Source organism: Streptomyces sp. SLBN-8D4 (genome assembly GCF_049739545.1).
Classification (GTDB): Bacteria; Actinomycetota; Actinomycetes; order Streptomycetales; family Streptomycetaceae; genus Streptomyces; species Streptomyces canus_C.
This window is the reverse complement of the sequence record NZ_JBMGQC010000001.1, coordinates 8,278,476-8,295,677: the sequence shown is the minus strand read 5'-3', so window position 1 is coordinate 8,295,677 and position 17,202 is coordinate 8,278,476. Positions and strand designations below refer to the sequence as shown.

14 protein-coding genes and 1 pseudogene are annotated in these 17,202 nt (G+C 72.0%); 11 read left to right on the top strand and 4 right to left on the bottom strand.

Features of this window, described 5'->3' with window-relative positions; translation table 11 throughout:
* Window positions 1–62 precede the first annotated feature (62 nt).
* From RKD20_RS37765 to RKD20_RS37735, 7 genes are all read left to right on the top strand, one after another.
* The gene (locus tag RKD20_RS37765) at window positions 63–1,301 is read left to right on the top strand and encodes a MurT ligase domain-containing protein (RefSeq protein WP_007380394.1); all 1,239 of its coding nucleotides are present in this window, start codon (window positions 63–65) and stop codon (window positions 1,299–1,301) included.
* A gap of 14 nt (window positions 1,302–1,315) precedes the next feature.
* Window positions 1,316–2,044 carry a type 1 glutamine amidotransferase gene (locus RKD20_RS37760; protein ID WP_020123348.1) on the top strand — a complete coding sequence of 243 codons (729 nt, stop codon included), beginning with the start codon at window positions 1,316–1,318 and terminating at the stop codon, window positions 2,042–2,044.
* Between the two features lie 198 nt (window positions 2,045–2,242).
* Window positions 2,243–3,268, top strand: coding sequence for a 6-phosphofructokinase (locus RKD20_RS37755; protein ID WP_307183167.1), 1,026 nt, complete (start codon window positions 2,243–2,245; stop codon window positions 3,266–3,268).
* A 158-nt stretch (window positions 3,269–3,426) separates the two neighbouring features.
* Window positions 3,427–4,377, top strand: coding sequence for a cytochrome c oxidase assembly protein (locus RKD20_RS37750; protein WP_424881612.1), 951 nt, complete (start codon window positions 3,427–3,429; stop codon window positions 4,375–4,377).
* Between the two features lie 70 nt (window positions 4,378–4,447).
* A complete protein-coding gene (locus RKD20_RS37745) occupies window positions 4,448–5,815 on the top strand; it encodes a DUF6777 domain-containing protein (protein ID WP_424881611.1) in 1,368 nt (455 codons plus the stop codon).
* A 27-nt stretch (window positions 5,816–5,842) separates the two neighbouring features.
* A complete protein-coding gene (locus RKD20_RS37740) occupies window positions 5,843–7,684 on the top strand; it encodes a protein kinase domain-containing protein (protein WP_424881610.1) in 1,842 nt (613 codons plus the stop codon).
* Window positions 7,685–7,697: 13 nt separating this feature from the next.
* Entirely contained in the window at window positions 7,698–7,874 is a 177-nt protein-coding gene (locus RKD20_RS37735) for a hypothetical protein (protein ID WP_020123355.1), read from the top strand.
* A gap of 3 nt (window positions 7,875–7,877) precedes the next feature.
* Here RKD20_RS37735 and RKD20_RS37730 read toward each other — a convergent pair whose 3' ends face one another.
* The 4 genes from RKD20_RS37730 to RKD20_RS37715 are packed head-to-tail and all read right to left on the bottom strand — an operon-like array spanning window position 7,878 to window position 11,920.
* On the bottom strand, window positions 7,878–9,083 hold the full coding sequence (locus RKD20_RS37730) for a sensor histidine kinase (RefSeq protein ID WP_424881609.1): 1,206 nt from the start codon (window positions 9,081–9,083) through the stop codon (window positions 7,878–7,880).
* A 13-nt stretch (window positions 9,084–9,096) separates the two neighbouring features.
* Window positions 9,097–10,809 carry a cation acetate symporter gene (locus RKD20_RS37725; protein ID WP_424881608.1) on the bottom strand — a complete coding sequence of 571 codons (1,713 nt, stop codon included), beginning with the start codon at window positions 10,807–10,809 and terminating at the stop codon, window positions 9,097–9,099.
* Window positions 10,806–11,168: a hypothetical protein gene (locus RKD20_RS37720; protein ID WP_020123358.1), complete on the bottom strand. Its 363-nt coding sequence runs from the start codon at window positions 11,166–11,168 to the stop codon at window positions 10,806–10,808. Before RKD20_RS37720 ends, RKD20_RS37725 begins: the two co-directional genes overlap by 4 nt.
* Before the next feature lie 2 nt (window positions 11,169–11,170).
* The gene (locus tag RKD20_RS37715; RefSeq protein WP_424881607.1) at window positions 11,171–11,920 is read right to left on the bottom strand and encodes a LytR/AlgR family response regulator transcription factor; all 750 of its coding nucleotides are present in this window, start codon (window positions 11,918–11,920) and stop codon (window positions 11,171–11,173) included.
* A gap of 78 nt (window positions 11,921–11,998) precedes the next feature.
* Here RKD20_RS37715 and RKD20_RS37710 point away from each other — a divergent pair.
* The 4 genes and pseudogenes from RKD20_RS37710 to RKD20_RS37695 all read left to right on the top strand — a co-directional run bounded on the left by RKD20_RS37710 (window position 11,999) and on the right by RKD20_RS37695 (window position 17,196).
* Window positions 11,999–12,488: pseudogene (locus RKD20_RS37710) on the top strand (Lrp/AsnC family transcriptional regulator).
* Between the two features lie 151 nt (window positions 12,489–12,639).
* Window positions 12,640–13,452: a dimethylargininase gene (gene ddaH / locus RKD20_RS37705; RefSeq protein ID WP_424881606.1), complete on the top strand. Its 813-nt coding sequence runs from the start codon at window positions 12,640–12,642 to the stop codon at window positions 13,450–13,452.
* The gene (rocD, locus tag RKD20_RS37700; RefSeq protein ID WP_424881605.1) at window positions 13,449–14,669 is read left to right on the top strand and encodes an ornithine--oxo-acid transaminase; all 1,221 of its coding nucleotides are present in this window, start codon (window positions 13,449–13,451) and stop codon (window positions 14,667–14,669) included. The genes ddaH and rocD overlap by 4 nt, the downstream gene beginning before the upstream one ends.
* A 94-nt stretch (window positions 14,670–14,763) precedes the next feature.
* Window positions 14,764–17,196, top strand: a complete 2,433-nt coding sequence (locus RKD20_RS37695) for a SpoIIE family protein phosphatase (RefSeq protein ID WP_424881604.1) — start codon at window positions 14,764–14,766, stop codon at window positions 17,194–17,196.
* Window positions 17,197–17,202: the final 6 nt, after the last annotated feature.

Sequence of the window (17,202 nt, the reverse complement as noted above, 5' to 3'; positions counted from 1 at the left end):
AGGTCCACACCACGTGGCCGGAGGCTGAGGCGCGGCGCGTACGCAAGGAGGATCGAGATCTGATGACAGGCAACTCGGACCCGCTCTCGCCGCGGGCCAAGCTGGCCGTGACGGCGGGCAAGGCCGTCGCGGCGGCATCCCGAGCCGCGGGTCGCGGCAGCGGTTCGGTCATCGGCGGCCGAGTGGCCCTCAAACTCGACCCCGACCTCCTTGCCAGGCTCGCCCAGAACCTGGACGTCGTCCTCGTCTCGGCGACCAACGGCAAGACCACCACGACCCGGCTGATCGCGGAGGCGCTGGGCGCCGCCGGACCCGTCGTCTCCAACGCCCTCGGCGCCAACATGCCCGCCGGCATCACCTCGGCGCTCGCCGGCGGCTCGGAGGCCCGGTACGGCGTCATCGAGGTCGACGAGAAGTACCTCGCGGGCGTGGCCCGGGACACCGACCCCAAGTGCATCGCCCTGCTGAACCTCTCCCGCGACCAGCTGGACCGCGCCGCCGAGACCCGCATGCTCGCGGAGAACTGGCGCGAGGGGCTGGCGGGTTCGAAGGCCGTGGTCGTCGCCAACGCCGACGACCCGCTCGTCGTGTGGGCCGCCTCCTCCTCCCCCAACGTCATCTGGGTCGCCGCCGGACAGATGTGGAAGGACGACGCCTGGTCCTGCCCGTCCTGCGGTGGCGTGATGCAGCGGCCGGGCGACGACTGGTTCTGCGGCGAGTGCGGGTTCCGGCGGCCCACGCCCAGCTGGGCGCTCTCCGGCGACCATGTGCTCGACCCGCACGGCTCCGCGTGGCCGATCCACCTCCAGCTGCCCGGCCGCGCCAACAAGGCCAACGCCGCCTCCTCCGCCGCCGTGGCCGCCGTGTTCGGTGTGCCGCCGCAGGTCGCCCTGGAACGCATGTACCAGGTGCAGGCGGTGGCCGGCCGCTACGACGTGGTCCAGTTCCAGCAGCGCGACCTGCGACTGCTGCTCGCGAAGAACCCGGCCGGCTGGCTGGAGACGTTCAGCCTGATCGACCCGCCGCCGACGCCGGTGATCCTCTCCGTCAACGCGCGCGGCGCCGACGGCACCGACACCTCCTGGCTGTGGGACGTCGACTACACGCGCCTCACCGGCCACCCGATCTGCGTGATCGGCGACCGCAAGCTGGACCTCGCGGTCCGCCTGGAGGTCGCGAACCAGAACTTCCAGGTCTGCGACAACCTCGACCAGGCGGTGCAGATGAGCCCGCCGGGCCGTATCGAGGTCATCGCCAACTACACCGCCTTCCAGGACCTGCGCCGCCGCGTCGGCAACTGACTCAGGGGACTTTTGTGAGCGACAACCAACTGCGGGTCGTCTGGATCTACCCCGACCTGCTCAGCACCTACGGCGACCAGGGCAACGCCCTCGTCATCGAGCGCCGGGCCCGCCAGCGCGGCCTCGACGTGGCCCGCCTGGACGTGCGCAGCGACCAGCCGATCCCGACCTCCGGCGACATCTACCTGATCGGCGGCGGCGAGGACCGGCCGCAGCGGCTGGCCGCCGAGCGGCTGCGCCGGGACGGCGGTCTGCACCGGGCCGTCGGCAACGGCGCGATCGTCTTCTCGGTGTGCGCCGGCTACCAGATCCTCGGCCACGAGTTCATCAACGACCTCGGCCAGCGCGAGCCCGGCCTCGGCCTGCTCGACGTGGTCTCCGTGCGCGGCGAGGGCGAGCGGTGTGTCGGTGACGTGCTCGCCGACATCGACCCGCGGCTCGGCCTGCCCCCGCTGACCGGCTTCGAGAACCACCAGGGCGTCACTCACCTCGGGCCCACCGCCCGCCCGTTCGCCAACGTCAAGCTGGGCAAGGGCAACGGCACAGGTGACGGTACGGAGGGGGCGTACAACGACACGGTCTTCGGCACGTACATGCACGGGCCCGTGCTCGCGCGCAACCCGCTGATCGCCGACCTGCTGCTGAAGCTGGCGCTCGACGTGAACGCGCTGCCGCCGACCGACGACCGCTGGTACGAGGCGCTGCGCAACGAGCGCATCACGGCCGCTCAGCAGCCTGCCTGAGCAGGGTGTTCACCTCGGTTCCAGGCGGGTGTCACCAGCCCGTCTGACGAGATCTCCGCACAGGTGAGCGGGGTCGTCCAGCTGGCGGACGCATGCTTCGGCCCCGCCCCCTCCTGCCGCTAGGGTGGCGGGGTTCGAGCCGGACAGCGTGGTCCGGACCCGTGCCCCGTTTCACTCGCTGAGAAGGTTCTTGCGGCTATGCGCATTGGTGTCCTCACGTCCGGCGGCGACTGTCCCGGCCTGAACGCCGTCATCCGGTCCGTCGTGCACCGTGCCGTCGCCGACCACGGCGACGAGGTCATCGGTTTCCGGGACGGCTGGAAGGGCCTCCTGGAGTGCGACTACCTCAAGCTCGACCTCGACGCGGTGGGCGGCATCCTGGCCCGCGGCGGCACGATCCTCGGCTCCTCCCGGGTCCAGCCCTCGCATCTGCGGGACGGCGTGGAGCGGGCCAGGGGACATGTCGAGGAGCTCGGGCTCGACGCGATCATCCCCATCGGCGGCGAGGGCACCCTGAAGGCGGCCCGGCTGATGTCGGACGCCGGTCTGCCGATCGTGGGCGTGCCGAAGACGATCGACAACGACATCGCGGTGACGGACGTCACCTTCGGGTTCGACACGGCCGTCGGGGTGGCGACCGAGGCCCTCGACCGGCTCAAGACCACCGCCGAGTCCCATCAGCGGGTGCTCGTCGTCGAGGTCATGGGGCGGCACACCGGGTGGATAGCGCTGCACTCCGGGATGGCGGCCGGCGCGCACGCCATCGTCGTACCGGAGCGTCCCTTCGACATCGAGGAGCTGGCCCGGCGGGTCGGCGAGCGGTTCGAGGCCGGGAAGCGGTTCGCGATCGTCGTCGCGGCCGAAGGGGCCAAGCCGGCGCCCGGTTCCATGGCCTTCGACGAGGGCGCCAAGGACATCTACGGGCACGAGCGCTTCGCCGGGATCGCCCGCCAGCTGTCGATCGAGCTGGAGGAGCGGCTGGGGAAGGAGGCCCGGCCGGTCATCCTCGGGCATGTGCAGCGCGGCGGTACGCCGACCGCGTACGACCGGGTGCTCGCCACCCGGTTCGGCTGGCACGCGGTGGAGGCCGTGCACCGGGGGGAGTTCGGTCACATGACCGCGCTGCGGGGGACCGACATCGTGATGGTGCCGCTGGCGGAGGCCGTGGAGACGCTGAAGACGGTGCCGGAGGACCGGTACGCCGAGGCGGAGTGCGTGCTCTAGGCCGTACGGCGGGTGCGGGCCGTGCGTGGCTGGTCGCGCAGTGCCCCGCGCCCCTGAACGGCGCGACAGTCGCCCCCGGCTGCAAGATCAGCCGGGGGCGGTTCTAGTCTGTGTGGCGGACAGACTCGTACAACCCCCACGAATCAGGAGCCGCCGCGATGGACCACAGCGGGCACGGCATGACGCACGATCTGCCGCCGTTCACGCTGGGACGAGGGCTTCAGTGGTCGGCCGACCCCTTCTTCCTCGTCGCCTGCCTCCTCGCGCTCGGCCTGTACGCCTGGGGAGTCGTGCGGCTGCGGCGGCGGGGGGACGCGTGGTCCGTGGGGCGGACCGTGTCCTATGTGCTCGGTGTGCTGTCCATCGGGCTGATGATGTGCACGAAGCTGAACGACTACGGCATGGTCATGTTCAGCGTGCACATGGTGCAGCACATGGTGATCAGCATGCTGTCGCCGATCCTCATCCTGCTCGGCGCCCCGGTCACCCTGGCCCTTCGGGCCCTGCCGGTCGCGGGCAAGGGGCGCAAGGGGCCGCGGGAGCTGCTGCTGGCGCTGCTGCACAGCCGGTACATGCGGATCGTCACGCATCCCGCGTTCACCATTCCGCTGTTCATCGCGAGCCTGTACGGCCTCTACTTCACGCCGATCTTCGACTCCCTGATGGGGTCGAAGACCGGGCACGTCGCGATGATGGTCCACTTCCTCGCGGTCGGTGTCGTCTTCTTCTGGCCGATCATCGGCGTCGACCCGGGGCCGCACCGGCCCGGGTATCTGATGCGGATGCTGGAGCTGTTCGCCGGGATGCCGTTCCACGCCTTCTTCGGCATCGCGCTGATGATGGCCTCCGAGCCCATGGTGGAGACGTTCAAGAACCCGCCCGCCTCGCTCGGCATCGACGCGCTCTCCGACCAGAACTACGCCGGCGGTATCGCCTGGGCGTTCAGTGAGATCCCGTCCGTCCTGGTACTGATCGCACTGCTGTTCCAGTGGTACGGCTCCGAGCAGCGGCAGGCCAAGCGCACCGACCGGGCAGCGGACCGGGACGGCGACAAGGAACTCGAGGCGTACAACGCATATTTGGCCTCATTGAGCACCCACGAACGTTAAAGGCTTCGCCTTTCCGGAGCATTCAGTAGCATGAAGCGCGTTGGGGGAACCGCCGCCGGGGGGAGCGGTCATGACACTTCGCGCGTTTATGCACAGGATCGCCGTTCTGGCGGTTTTCTCACTGCTGCTGAGCGGTTGTGAGAAGGGAAATCCACTGACGGTGGTCAAGGCGGTCGCTGTCGGCGTGCCCTCGCTCGCGCCGTTCTTCGAGGAGAACAGCGGACTGGGCGAGGACGCCGCCGCCGTGCGGGCACAGCCCGTGCGAGGAAGTCTCCAGCAGGGGGACACACCCGGCCTGTACGGCGGCAGCAAGAAGCCGACCATCTGTGACGTCACCCGACTCGAACGATTTCTCACCGACCCCAGAAATCACGCGAAGGCCCAGGCGTGGGCCGGGGTGCTGCACATCGCCACGGACGAGATACCGGAATATCTCGATCGGCTCACACCGGTCCTGCTGCGTCACGACACTCTCGTCAAGAACCACGACTACAAAAAGGAAAAGGCCGCCCCGTACAACTCCTTGATCCAGGCGGGAATCGCGATTCTCGTCGATGAACAAGGGCTTCCGGCTGTGAAGTGCTCGTGCGGAAATCCACTGCGGCCCTTCGAGGGTGACACCGGCCGGATTTCCGTCCAGTTCGAGGACGGCAACAAGAAGTGGGCGGGATACGAACGTGAGTCCGTGGTGGCCGTGAAACCGGCGCCGCGGAAACTGGAACGCGTCGCTCTGGTCGACGTCCAGGAACCCTCCCGGGGCATCGACCGCCCGGTCGGCACCACCGGCGAGAAGGACACCCCCTTCGACGCGCAGAGGCGGCGCACGGTGCCGGATCTTGCCGGGCGGAGCTTCGCCCAGGCCGCCCGGGAGCTGGTCGCCGCCGGTCTGGCGGCCGGGTACGCCGGACGGAGGGCGCCGTCCGGGGACGCGAAGGTCACGGCGACCGATCCGCCCGCGGGAACCGAGCTGCCGTTCGGGCGGTACGTGATGCTGACGGTGGCCGGGGGCGGCACGAGTGCCTCCGGCGGGGGGACCGGGCCCACTACCACTCCCCCGCCGCCGCCCTCGGGGGTAACGCCACCTTCGGGAGCACCGGGTTCGTCGGGTTCGTCCAGCGGGCGGCCCGGGACGTCTTCCTCGAAGCCGCCGTCGTCGTCGAGCGCCAAGCCCGGGGGATCTCCGTCACCGCCGTCGTCGAGTACGGCTCCGGGCTCGCCGTCGCCCGAGAGGTCGAGCATGCGGCCGAGCCCACCGCCCTCGCCCGCTTCGCCGCCGACCAGAGCCCCGGTCACCAGCAGCGCGCCCGCTCAGCCTCCTCCGTCACTGCCCCCGCCGCCTCCGTCGACCAGTGCGCCCCTCACGAGCCGGCCGGCGACCAGCGAGCCCGCGACCAGCGAGCCCGCCACGGACGGGCCGAGCACCACCGTCGCCACCTAGCGTCCCGCAGAACCGGGGAGTCACCGGATGCCTTCAGGATCACCGACGTCGGGAGTGGGCCGGCTCATCGCCGGCCGGTATCTGCTGCTGAACCCGCTCGGCAGCGGCGGCATGGGCCATGTGTGGCTCGCCCACGACCAGAGACTCGTCTGTGAGGTCGCGCTCAAGGAGATCGCGTTCCGTGATCCGGTGGAGGCGGACCACGAGCGGGAGGCCCGGGTGGCACGGGCCCGCGCGGAGGCCCGGCACGCGGCGGGGCTGCGCGGCCACCCGCATGTGGTGACGGTGCACGACGTGCTGGAGCACGAGGGGCTGCCGTGGATCGTCATGGAGTACGTCGCGGACGCCGTGGACCTGCGCGACCTGGTCGCCTCGCACGGACCGCTCGCCCCGGCGGAGTGCGCCCGCATCGGCCTGGCCGTGCTCGACGCGCTGACCGCCGGTCACCAGCGGGGCGTGCTGCACCGGGACGTGAAGCCGGCGAACATCCTGCTGGCGCCGGACCGCGCGGGATCGCCGTACGGCCGTGTCCTGCTCACCGACTACGGCATCTCCGTGCGGCCCGATGCGGGCGAGACCCGGTACACGCTGGCGTCGGTGCTGGTGGGCACGGCGGGCTATCTGGCGCCGGAGCGGGCCACGGGCGGCACGCCCACTCCGGCCGCCGACCTGTTCTCGCTGGGCTGCACGCTGTACCACGCGGTGGAGGGCGTGGGTCCTTTCGAGCGGGAGTCCCATCTCGCCGAGGTGACCGCGGTGGTCATGGAGGAGCCGCGGCCCGCCGTGCGCGCCGGTGCGCTGGGTCCCGTACTGCGGGCGCTGCTCGTCAAGGACCCCGGGCAACGGTGGTCGGCGGCGGAGGCGGAGGCCGCGCTGACGCGGATCGTGACCCCGCAGGCCGAGCCGTACGTCCGGACGCAGACCGACCTCGGTTCCCAGCCGCCCTGGGCGGCCGTGCAGCCGCCGCCCGGGCCGCCGCCTCTTGACGGGCACCGGCCGCACACCGAGGTGCTGCCCCCGCAGAGCGGCCACCGGCGGGGGCGCTCGCACGCCCTGCGGGCCGTTCTCGCCTGCGGTCTCGGGCTGCTGCTGGCCCTGGGCGGTGTGTGGTACGCCATGGCCGACCGGTCGTCGGACGGCGGGGGCGGGTCCCGGGGCGCGCGGCAGCCGTACGGCGAGACGGTCGGGCTCACGCGCGCGCTGCGGGACGACGACTGCGTGATCGCCGACTGGCCTGGCTCGCAGCGGTTCCGGGGGACGCCCCGGCTGCGGCTGGACCCCACCTGCGCCACGGCCCCGGACGGCCAGGTGACGGCGTTCGCCCCGGCCGCCTCCGCGGACGAGGCGCGGCGGACGGGGGTGGTGGAGTGCGAGGAGCGGACGCGGGAGACCCGGGCCCGGCTTGCGGACGCCCGCAGCCAGGCCGTCGTACCGACCGACAGCGGGTTCGAGGCTGCAGGCCGGCGTACCGCGTGTCTGGTGCTGGGCGGGAACGGGCCGCTGTACGGGCCGATCGGCAGCCGTCGCAGGATGGGCTCGGGGTTCGCGGACACGGCGACCATGCAGCGGCGGGACTGCCTGGACGTGCGCACCAACCGGGACGCCCGGCTGGTCTCCTGCGCGGGCTCCTACGACGAGCAGGTGCTCGCGTTCACCCGACTGGCCCCCGACGTCACGCTGTCCGAGGCGCGGACCGAGTCGGACACAGCGTGCGCACGGGACGTGCCGCCGGGCGACTACGGCTTCGATCCGTCGGTGTACACGGCGGGCTCCTGGACCAGTGCGGGGCCCTGGAAGAACGGCACACATTTCGTCGTGTGCACCGTGCGCAGGCAGAACGGGGGCACCATGGAGGGGGACGAATCCTGAGGAGGGTGTTGCGATGCCCGGTAGCGGTTCCACGGATGGCTCGACCCGGACGATGGGGGTGCTCACCGTCGGCGCCCTCGTCGCGGTGACCGCCTACACGGTGGCGCTCGGCAGCAACGGCTGGCTGTGGTTCGGCTGGGTCGTGCTGGGTCTGATCACTCTCGGCATGGTGGCCACCCGCAGCACCTGACCTTCAGCCGTCCGTGAGACGGCCCGCCGAGTGCACGCCCGGCTGGTACTTGGGCAGCCGGGCGGTGATCTTCATGCCCGCGCCGACGGCGGTCTCGATGACGAGGCCGTAGGAGTCCCCGTACACCTGGCGGAGCCGGTCGTCGACGTTGGACAGGCCGATGCCGCCCGAGGGGCTGACCTCGCCCGCGAGGATACGGCGGAGCAGGACCGGGTCCATGCCTGCGCCGTCGTCCTCGATGACGACCAGGGCCTCGGCGCCGGCGTCCTGGGCGGTGATCTGGAGGTGGCACTTCTCGGTCTTGCCCTCCAGACCGTGCTTGATGGCGTTCTCGACCAGGGGCTGAAGGCACAGGAACGGCAGGGTGACGGGCAGTACCTCCGGGGCGATCTGGAGGGTGACGGCGAGGCGGTCGCCGAAGCGTGCCCTGACGAGCGCCAAGTAGTGGTCAATGGCGTGGAGTTCGTCGGCGAGGGTGGTGAAGTCGCCGTGCCTGCGGAACGAGTAGCGGGTGAAGTCGGCGAATTCGAGGAGCAGTTCGCGGGCCCGCTCGGGGTCGGTGCGGACGAACGAGGCGATCACCGCGAGCGAGTTGAAGATGAAGTGCGGGGAGATCTGGGCCCTAAGTGCCTTGATCTCGGCCTCGATCAGCCGGGTGCGGGACTGGTCCAGGTCCGCCAACTCCAGTTGGACGCTCACCCAGCGGGCGACCTCGCCGGCCGCGCGGACCAGGACGGCCGACTCGCGGGGCGCGCAGGCGACCAGGGCGCCGTGGACGCGGTCGTCGACGGTGAGCGGGGTGACGACCGCCCAGCGCACCGGGCAGTCCGGGGCGTCGCAGGTCAGCGGGAAGGCCTCGCCGCGGCCGGTCTCCAACGGACCCGCGAGGCGTTCCATGATCTCGGTGCGGTGGTGGCTGCCCACGCCGTCCCAGACCAGGACCTGCTTCTGGTCGGTGAGGCACAGCGCGTCCGTGCCCAGCAGGGAGCGCAGTCTGCGCGCCGACTTGCGGGCGGTCTCCTCCGTCAGCCCGGCCCGCAGCGGGGGCGCGGCCAGGGAGGCGGTGTGCAGGGTCTCGAAGGTGGCGTGCTCGACGGGGGTGCCGAGGCCGCCCAGGGTCTGCGGGTGAGCCGTGCGCCGGCCCAGCCAGAAGCCCGCGGCGAGCAGCGGGAGGATCGCCACGCACAGCCCGGCCAGGAATCCGCTCATGCCCTCACCCGCCTCATGACGTGATCTCCGCCCGCAGTTCCTCCGGCAGGTGGAAGCGGGCCAGGATGGCCGCCGTGCCCGCCGGTACCCGGCTCGCGGTGGCCAGGGACACCAGCACCATGGTGAGGAAGCCGAGCGGCACCGACCAGAGCGCGGGCCAGGCGAGCAGGGCGTGCAGCGGGCCGCCGGCCGGGAAACCGGCCATCGTCGCGGCCACGGCGAGGAAGGCGGAGCCGCCGCCGACCAGCATGCCCGCCGCCGCGCCGGGCGGGGTCAGCCGCCGCCACCAGATGCCGAGCACCAGCAGCGGACAGAACGAGGAGGCGGAGACGGCGAAGGCGAGCCCGACCGCGTCGGCGACGGGCAGTCCGCCGACCAGGACGCTCGCGGCGAGCGGGGCGCACATCGCGAGGACGGTGCCGAGTCGGAAGTGCCGTACGCCGCGCGCGGGCAGGACGTCCTGGGTGAGCACGCCCGCCACGGCCATGGTGAGCCCGGAGGCCGTGGACAGGAACGCGGCGAAGGCACCGCCCGCCACCAGCGCGCCCAGCAGGTCGCCGCCGAGGCCGCCGATCATGCGCTCGGGGAGCAGCAGGACGGCGGCGTCGGCGTCGCCGGTGAGGGTGAGTTCGGGGGCGTACAGGCGGCCGAGGGCGCCGTAGACCGGGGGCAGGAGGTAGAAGCAGCCGATCAGGCCGAGGACGGCGACCGTGGTGCGGCGGGCGGCGACGCCGTGCGGGCTGGTGTAGAAGCGGACGACGACGTGCGGCAGGCCCATGGTGCCGAGGAAGGTGGCGAGGATCAGTCCGTACGTGGCGTACAGGGGCCGGTCCTCGCGGCCCGCGGCCAGCGAGGTCGACATGCCGTCGCTGGTGCCGCGGTCGGCGGTGGGGACCGTGGTGCCCTTGGCGAAGGTGAGGCGGGTGCCGCGTTCGATGTGGTGCGTGCCGGTGGCGAGTCGGAGCCTCTGGTCGTCGTGCGGGCGGCCGTCGACCGTGCCGGTGACGGTGACCGTCAGAGGGCTCTCCAGCTTGAGGTCGAGGGTGGAGTCGAGGCGGACCACCCGCTGTTCGCGGAAGGCCGCCGGTTCCTCGAAGGCTTGGCTGGGGGCGCCGTCGCCCTGCCAGGCGAGGATGAGGAAGAGGGCGGGGACGAGCAGCGCGGTGAGCTTGAGCCAGTACTGGAAGGCCTGCACGAAGGTGATGCTGCGCATGCCGCCCGCGGCGACCGTGGCGACCACGACGGCGGCGACGATGACTCCGCCGAGCCACTGGGGCGCTCCGGTCAGAACGGTCAACGTAAGCCCGGCTCCTTGGAGTTGGGGCAGCAGGTAGAGCCAGCCGACGCCGACGACGAAGGCGCCCGCGAGCCGCCTGACGGCCTGCGACGCGAGCCGGGCCTCGGCGAAGTCGGGGAGGGTGTAGGCGCCGGAGCGGCGCAGCGGGGCGGCGACGAACAGGAGCAGGACGAGGTAGCCGGCCGTGTAGCCGACCGGGTACCAGAGCATGTCGGGGCCCTGGACGAGGACCAGTCCGGCGATGCCCAGGAAGGACGCGGCGGAGAGGTACTCGCCGCTGATGGCGGCCGCGTTGAGGCGGGGGCCGACGGTGCGGGAGGCGACGTAGAAGTCGGAGGTGGTGCGGGAGATGCGCAGGCCGAAGGCGCCGACGAGGACGGTGGCGACCACGACCAGCGCGACGGCGGGGACGGAATAGCTGGAGTTCATCGGTCCTCGACCAGCCGCACGAAGTCCCGTTCGTTGCGCTCGGCGCGGCGCACGTACCAGCGGGCCAGCAGGACCATCGGGACGTAGAGGCCGAAGCCGAGGACGCCCCATTCGAGGCGGTGGGCGTCCGGCATGGCCGCGAAGAGCAGCGGGAGCGGGCCGATGAGCAGTCCGAGGAAGGCGAACACCGCGAGGGCGGCGCGCAGTTGGGTGCGCATCAATGAGCGGACGTAGGTGTGGCCGAGGGTGGTCTGTTCGTCGATCTCGGTGCGCGGCCGGTAGTAGCCGGAGGCGGGGCGGCCGCGGCGGGGCGGGCCGGTGACGACGACCCGGCGCTCCCCGGGGTCCTGGCCGGGCACGGTCAGGGCCTCCTCATCAGCAGGTCCCGCAGTTCGCGGGTGTGGCGGCGGCTGACCTGGAGCTCCTCGCCGCCGACGAGGACGCTCACCGTGCCCGCGTCGAGGCGGAGTTCGCCGACGTGGCGCAGGGCGACGAGATGGCGGCGGTGGATGCGGACGAAGCCGCGCGAGCGCCAGCGTTCCTCCAGCGTGGACAGCGGGATCCGGACGAGGTGGCTGCCCCGGTCGGTGTGCAGCCGGGCGTAGTCGCCCTGGGCCTCGACGTGGGTGATGTCGTCGACGGCGACGAACCGGGTCACCCCGCCGAGTTCGACGGGTATGTGGTCGGGGTCGGGTTCGTGCACGGGGATGCGGGGCGCGGCGCCGAGGCGCTCGGCGGCCCGTCGGACGGCTTCCGCGAGGCGCTCCTTGCGGACCGGTTTGAGGACGTAGTCGACGGCCTTGAGGTCGAAGGCCTGGACGGCGAAGTCCTCGTGGGCGGTGACGAACACGACCAGCGGCGGCTTGGCGAAGCCGGTCAGCAGCCGGGCGAGGTCGAGGCCGTCGAGGCCCGGCATGTTGATGTCCAGGAAGACGACGTCGATGGCCTCGGGCCCGTTCGGCCCGGACTCCAGCGCGCGGTTGATGCGGCGCAGCGCCTCGGTCGCGTCACCGGCCCCCTCCACGCTGCCGATCCGGGGGTCGGCGTTGAGAAGGTAGAGCAGTTCCTCCAGCGAGGGGCGTTCGTCGTCGACAGCCAGGGCGCGCAGCATGACCCCGGAGTCTAGGAGTAATTCGTACGACTGGACACGTGCCGAGATGCGGACGCCTCCGCTGGATACAGTGCCGACATGAACAGCAGGACCGCCGCGTTCGACGAGCTCGACCGGAAGATCATCACCGCTCTGATGGCGAACGCCAGGACCTCCTTCGCGGAGATCGGTTCGGCGATCGGGCTGTCCTCCACGGCGGTGAAGCGGCGGGTGGACCGGCTGCGGGAGACCGGGGGTGATCACCGGGTTCACGGCCACGGTCCAGCCGTCGGCGCTGGGCTGGCGCACGGAGGCGTACGTCGAGGTGTACTGCGAGGGCGCGGCCCCGCCGCGGCGGCTCGCGGAGGTGGTCCGCAACCATCCGGAGATCACCGCGGCGATGACGGTGACCGGCGGCGCGGACGCGCTGCTGCACGTGCGGGCGCGGGACGTGGAGCACTTCGAGGAGGTGCTGGAGCGCATCCGCGTGGAGCCGTTCATCCGGAAGACGATCAGCGTGATGGTGCTGTCCCACCTCATCCCGGAAAGCCCCGAGGCGGGGGCGAGCCAGCCTGCGCCGGAGGCGTAGCCGTTAAACGCACCAACCGTGCGTTTCACCGAAGGAACACGCAGCATTCCTGCACAGACACGCAATTCTTGTTGCTTGTCGAGCCTGCCGCCCGTTTTCTACCGTGGTGTCAACCCTCAGTAGACACCGCAGGAAGCGGAGGAACCCCTCTGTGTCCGACTCCCGTGTGCCGCTCCGACGGCGTTTCCTCGTCTGCGAACCCAGACACTTCGCCGTGCAGTACGCGATCAATCCCTGGATGCATCCCGACACCCATGTCGACGTGGACCTGGCGCAGGAGCAGTGGCGGACACTGATCCGCGCCTACGAGGCCCACGGTCACAGCGTCGACGCCGTGGAGCCGGTGCCCGGTCTCCCGGACATGGTCTTCGCCGCGAACTCGGCGGTCGTCGTCGGCGGCCGCGTCTTCGGCTCCCTGTTCCACGCCCCGCAGCGGCGCCCCGAGTCCACGCACTACGACCTGTGGTTCAAGAAGGCCGGCTACGAGGTCCAGCGCCCCGGGTCGGTCTGCGAGGGCGAGGGCGACCTCGTCTGGACGGGCCGGTACGTGCTCGCCGGCACCGGGTTCCGCACGACCCGCGAGGCGCACCGCGAGGTGCAGGAGTTCTTCGGCCACCCGGTGGTCAGCCTGACGCTGGTGGACCCGCACTTCTACCACCTGGACACCGCGCTCTTCGTCCTGGACGACGACAACATCGCCTATTACCCCGAGGCCTTTTCGCCGGGCAGCCGCGCGGTACTCGCCCAGCTGTACCCGGACGCGGTGCTCGCGACCCGCGACGACGCGATGGCGTTCGGTCTGAACTCCGTGTCCGACGGCCGGCACGTCTTCATCGCCCCGCAGGCCGAGGCCCTCGCCCTGCGCCTCGACGCCCACGGCTATGTCCCCGTCCCCGTCGACCTCTCCGAGTTCCACAAGGCCGGCGGCGGCATCAAGTGCTGCACCCAGGAGATCCGCTCATGACCGCACCCGTAGGTACGCGTTCCTCCGCCGATCTCATCAGCGCCGAGGAACCGGTCCTCGCGCACAACTACCATCCGCTGCCCGTGGTCGTCGCCCGTGCCGAGGGCACCTGGGTGGAGGACGTGGAGGGCCGCCGCTACCTGGACATGCTGGCCGGGTACTCGGCCCTCAACTTCGGTCACCGCCATCCGGCGCTGATCGAGGCGGCCCACCGGCAGCTGGACCGGCTGACGCTGACCTCCCGCGCCTTCCACAACGACCGGCTCGCCGAGTTCGCGGAGCGCCTGGCCGAGCTGACCGGCCTGGACATGGTGCTGCCGATGAACACCGGCGCGGAGGCCGTGGAGAGCGGCATCAAGGTGGCCCGCAAGTGGGCGTACGACGTCAAGGGCGTCCCGGCCGACCGGGCCACGATCGTGGTGGCGGCGGAGAACTTCCACGGCCGTACGACGACGATCGTGTCGTTCTCCACGGACGAGACGGCCAGGGCGGGCTTCGGCCCCTTCACCCCGGGCTTCCGGATCGTGCCGTACAACGACCTGGCGGCGCTGGAAGCGGCGGTCGACGAGACGACGGCCGCGGTGCTCCTCGAACCCATCCAGGGCGAGGCCGGGGTCGTCATCCCGGACGAGGGCTATCTGACCGGCGTCCGCGAGCTCACCCGCCGCAAGGGCTGCCTGTTCGTCGCGGACGAGATCCAGTCGGGCCTCGGCCGCACGGGCCGTACCCTCGCCGTCGAGCACGAGGGGGTCGTTCCGGACGTCCTGCTGCTGGGCAAGGCCCTGGGCGGCGGCATCGTCCCGGTCTCCGCGGTGGTCGCCCGCCGGGACGTCCTCGGTGTGCTGCGCCCGGGCGAACACGGCTCGACCTTCGGCGGCAACCCGCTGGCGGCGGCGGTGGGCACGGCGGTGGTCGAACTCCTGGAGACGGGCGAGTTCCAGCGCCGGGCGGCCGAGCTGGGCACGGTCCTGCGGGACGGCCTGACGGGCCTGGTCGGCAGGGGCGTGGTCGGCTTCCGCGCGCGGGGCCTGTGGGCGGGCGTGGACATCGACCCGGCGATCGGCACGGGCCGCGAGATCAGCAAGCTGCTGATGCACGAGGGCATCCTGGTCAAGGACACCCACGGCTCCACGATCCGCCTGGCTCCGCCGCTGACGATCACGGCGGAGGAACTGGCATCGGCGCTGGGAGTACTGGAAAAGGTCCTGCGGCGCTGACCCGCCCCGCCCCCTCCGGCCGCGCACTCCCGCACACCGGGTGAAGATGTGACGAAGAGGTGATAGACCACTCTCAGCGACAGAGAGGTCGTCCGTGGGCGCTCAGCAGGAGCACGACACCGCGCGGCACCGGTTCGACGTGGCCGATGCCGCGCCTCTGCTGCTGGACGCCCACGGGATCGTCAGGGGCTGGACCAGGGACGCCGAGCGCCTGCTGGACTACGGCGCCCGGGAGGCCGTGGGGATGGCGGCCGCCGCCCTGCTCACCGCCGAGGACGCCGACCGCCTGCCCGAACTCGCGCAGCGCTGCCGTACCGACGGCGGCTGGGCGGGCCTGCTGACCGCCCGGCGCAGGGGCGGTCCGCCGGTCCGGGTGATGGCGCGGATCACGGCGGCGGACGACTCCGACGGCTCCGCCCGCTGGCTGGTCCTGCTGTCCGAGATGGCGCAGGCCCCCGGCTGGGACATGAGCCGCCGGGTGCTGGAACAGATGGTCACCCGCTCCCCCATCGGCATAGCGATCGTGGACACGGACCTGCGCTGCGTGTGGTCCAACCCGGCGCTGGAACAGTTCGGCAGCGGCCCGGCCCAGCGCCGGCTGGGCCTGCGCTTCGCGGAGATCCAGCCGGGTCTGGACGCCGACGCGATCGAGGCGCAGATGCGGCACGTGCTGGAGACCGGTGAGGCGGTCGTGGGGTACGAGCACGTCGGCCGGCTCCGCTCCGCCCCGCACCGGGAGACCGCGCACACCATGTCGTTCACCCGGCTCGACGACGACCGGGGCCATCCGATGGGCATCTACTACACGGTTGTCGACATCACCGAGCGGCACCGTGCCCGGCAGCGCCTCGCCCTGCTCGACCGGGCCGGCGAGTACATCGGGCGCAGCCTGGACATCCGGCGCACCGCGCAGGAGCTGGCCGACGTGGCCGTACCGGCGCTGGCCGACTACATCACCGTCGACCTGCTGGAGTCGGTGCTGCGGGGAGCGGAGCCCACCACGCGGGTGACGCTGCTGCGGGCCGGGCAGCAGTCGGTGAACGAGGGCGTCCCCGAGGCCCTCGTCGAGGTCGGCGAGGAGGCCGCCTACCGGCCCGGCTCGCCCCCGCTGCGGTGTCTGGCCGAGGGCGTGCCCCTGCGGGAGGAGCGACTCGACCCGCTGGCCGCCGAGTGGGCGACCGACATACCCGGCGGACGGCAGGCCACGTTCCTGGAGCTGGGTCTGCACAGCGCGCTGGTCGTGCCGATCCGGGCGCGGGGCGCGACCCTCGGCGTCGCCACCTTCTTCCGCCGGCGCCGCCAGGAACCCTTCGACGAGGACGACCTGAACCTCGCCGAGGACCTGGTCTCCAGGGCCGCCGTGTGTGTCGACAACGCCTGGCGCTACACCCGGGAACGCGAGGCCGCGCTCGTGCTCCAGCGCAGTCTGCTCCCGCACCGGCTGCCGGAGCAGGACGCCGTGGAGGTGACCGCCTGCTACCGGCCCGCCGACGAACTGACGGGCCTCGGCGGGGACTGGTACGACCTCATCCCGCTCTCCGGCGCCCGCGTCGCCCTCGTGGTCGGCGAGGTGCCCGGGCACGGGATCCGGGCCGCCGCGGCGATGGGCCGGCTGCGGACCGCCGTACGGACGCTGGCGGCGCTGGATCTGCCGCCCGAGGAGGTGCTGGGTCACCTGGACGACCTGGTCGCCCGGACGGCGCGTGAGGAGGGCGTGGGGCCGGAGCCTGAGGACACGGACAGCGCCCGGGGCTCGGGATGCGTGTACGTCGTCTACGACCCCGTCGACGGGCAGTGCGCGATGGCCGCCGCCGGCCATCCCGCACCCGCCGTGATCATGCCCGACGGTACGGTCACCTTCGTGGACCTTCCGCAGGGACCCTCGCTCGGCGTCGGCGGTCCGCCCTTCGAGTCGGTCGAGCTGGCCCTGGCCGAGGGCAGCATCCTGGCGCTGCACACCGACGGGCTGCTCGCCCGCGGCGAGGAGTGGGCTGTGGACGCGGGGCGCAGCCGGCTGCGCGAGGCCCTGGAGAGGTCCGCGGCCTCGCTCGACCTGCGCTGCCGCGCCGTCGTCGACGCCCTGGCCCCGGCCCGGCCGCACGACGACGTGGCCCTGCTCATGGCCCGCACCCGGCTGCTGGGCCCCGACCAGGTCGCGGACTGGGACGTGCCCGTCGACCCGGCCCGGGTCGCCGAGGCCCGCAAGACGGCGTCCCGGCAGCTGACGGAGTGGGGTCTGGAAGAGTTCGCCTTCACCACGGAGCTGGTCGTCAGCGAGCTGGTCACCAACGCCATCCGGCACGCCGTCGGCCCCATCCGGCTCCGGCTGATCCGAGAACGGTCCCTGATCTGCGAGGTGTTCGACAGCGGGGACACCACGCCCCATCTGCGCCACCCGCGCACCACCGACGAAGGCGGCCGGGGGCTGCTGCTGGTCTCCCAGTTCGCCCGGCGCTGGGGCACCCGGTTCGTACCCGAGGGAAAGATCATCTGGGCCGAGCAGTCCCTCGCGGATCCGCCGGACTGACCTCCA

Bases quoted from the DNA above. Each gene is read 5' to 3' on its own strand.
- rocD (WP_424881605.1), top strand. From the start codon at position 13,449: ATGACCGCACCCGTAGGTACGCGTTCCTCCGCCGATCTCATCAGCGCC.
- RKD20_RS37735 (WP_020123355.1), top strand. From the start codon at position 7,698: ATGCCCGGTAGCGGTTCCACGGATGGCTCGACCCGGACGATGGGGGTG.
- RKD20_RS37730 (WP_424881609.1), bottom strand. From the start codon at position 9,083: ATGAGCGGATTCCTGGCCGGGCTGTGCGTGGCGATCCTCCCGCTGCTC.
- RKD20_RS37725 (WP_424881608.1), bottom strand. From the start codon at position 10,809: ATGAACTCCAGCTATTCCGTCCCCGCCGTCGCGCTGGTCGTGGTCGCC.
- RKD20_RS37765 (WP_007380394.1), top strand. From the start codon at position 63: ATGACAGGCAACTCGGACCCGCTCTCGCCGCGGGCCAAGCTGGCCGTG.
- RKD20_RS37740 (WP_424881610.1), top strand. From the start codon at position 5,843: ATGCCTTCAGGATCACCGACGTCGGGAGTGGGCCGGCTCATCGCCGGC.
- RKD20_RS37715 (WP_424881607.1), bottom strand. From the start codon at position 11,920: ATGCTGCGCGCCCTGGCTGTCGACGACGAACGCCCCTCGCTGGAGGAA.
- RKD20_RS37755 (WP_307183167.1), top strand. From the start codon at position 2,243: ATGCGCATTGGTGTCCTCACGTCCGGCGGCGACTGTCCCGGCCTGAAC.
- RKD20_RS37745 (WP_424881611.1), top strand. From the start codon at position 4,448: ATGACACTTCGCGCGTTTATGCACAGGATCGCCGTTCTGGCGGTTTTC.
- RKD20_RS37750 (WP_424881612.1), top strand. From the start codon at position 3,427: ATGGACCACAGCGGGCACGGCATGACGCACGATCTGCCGCCGTTCACG.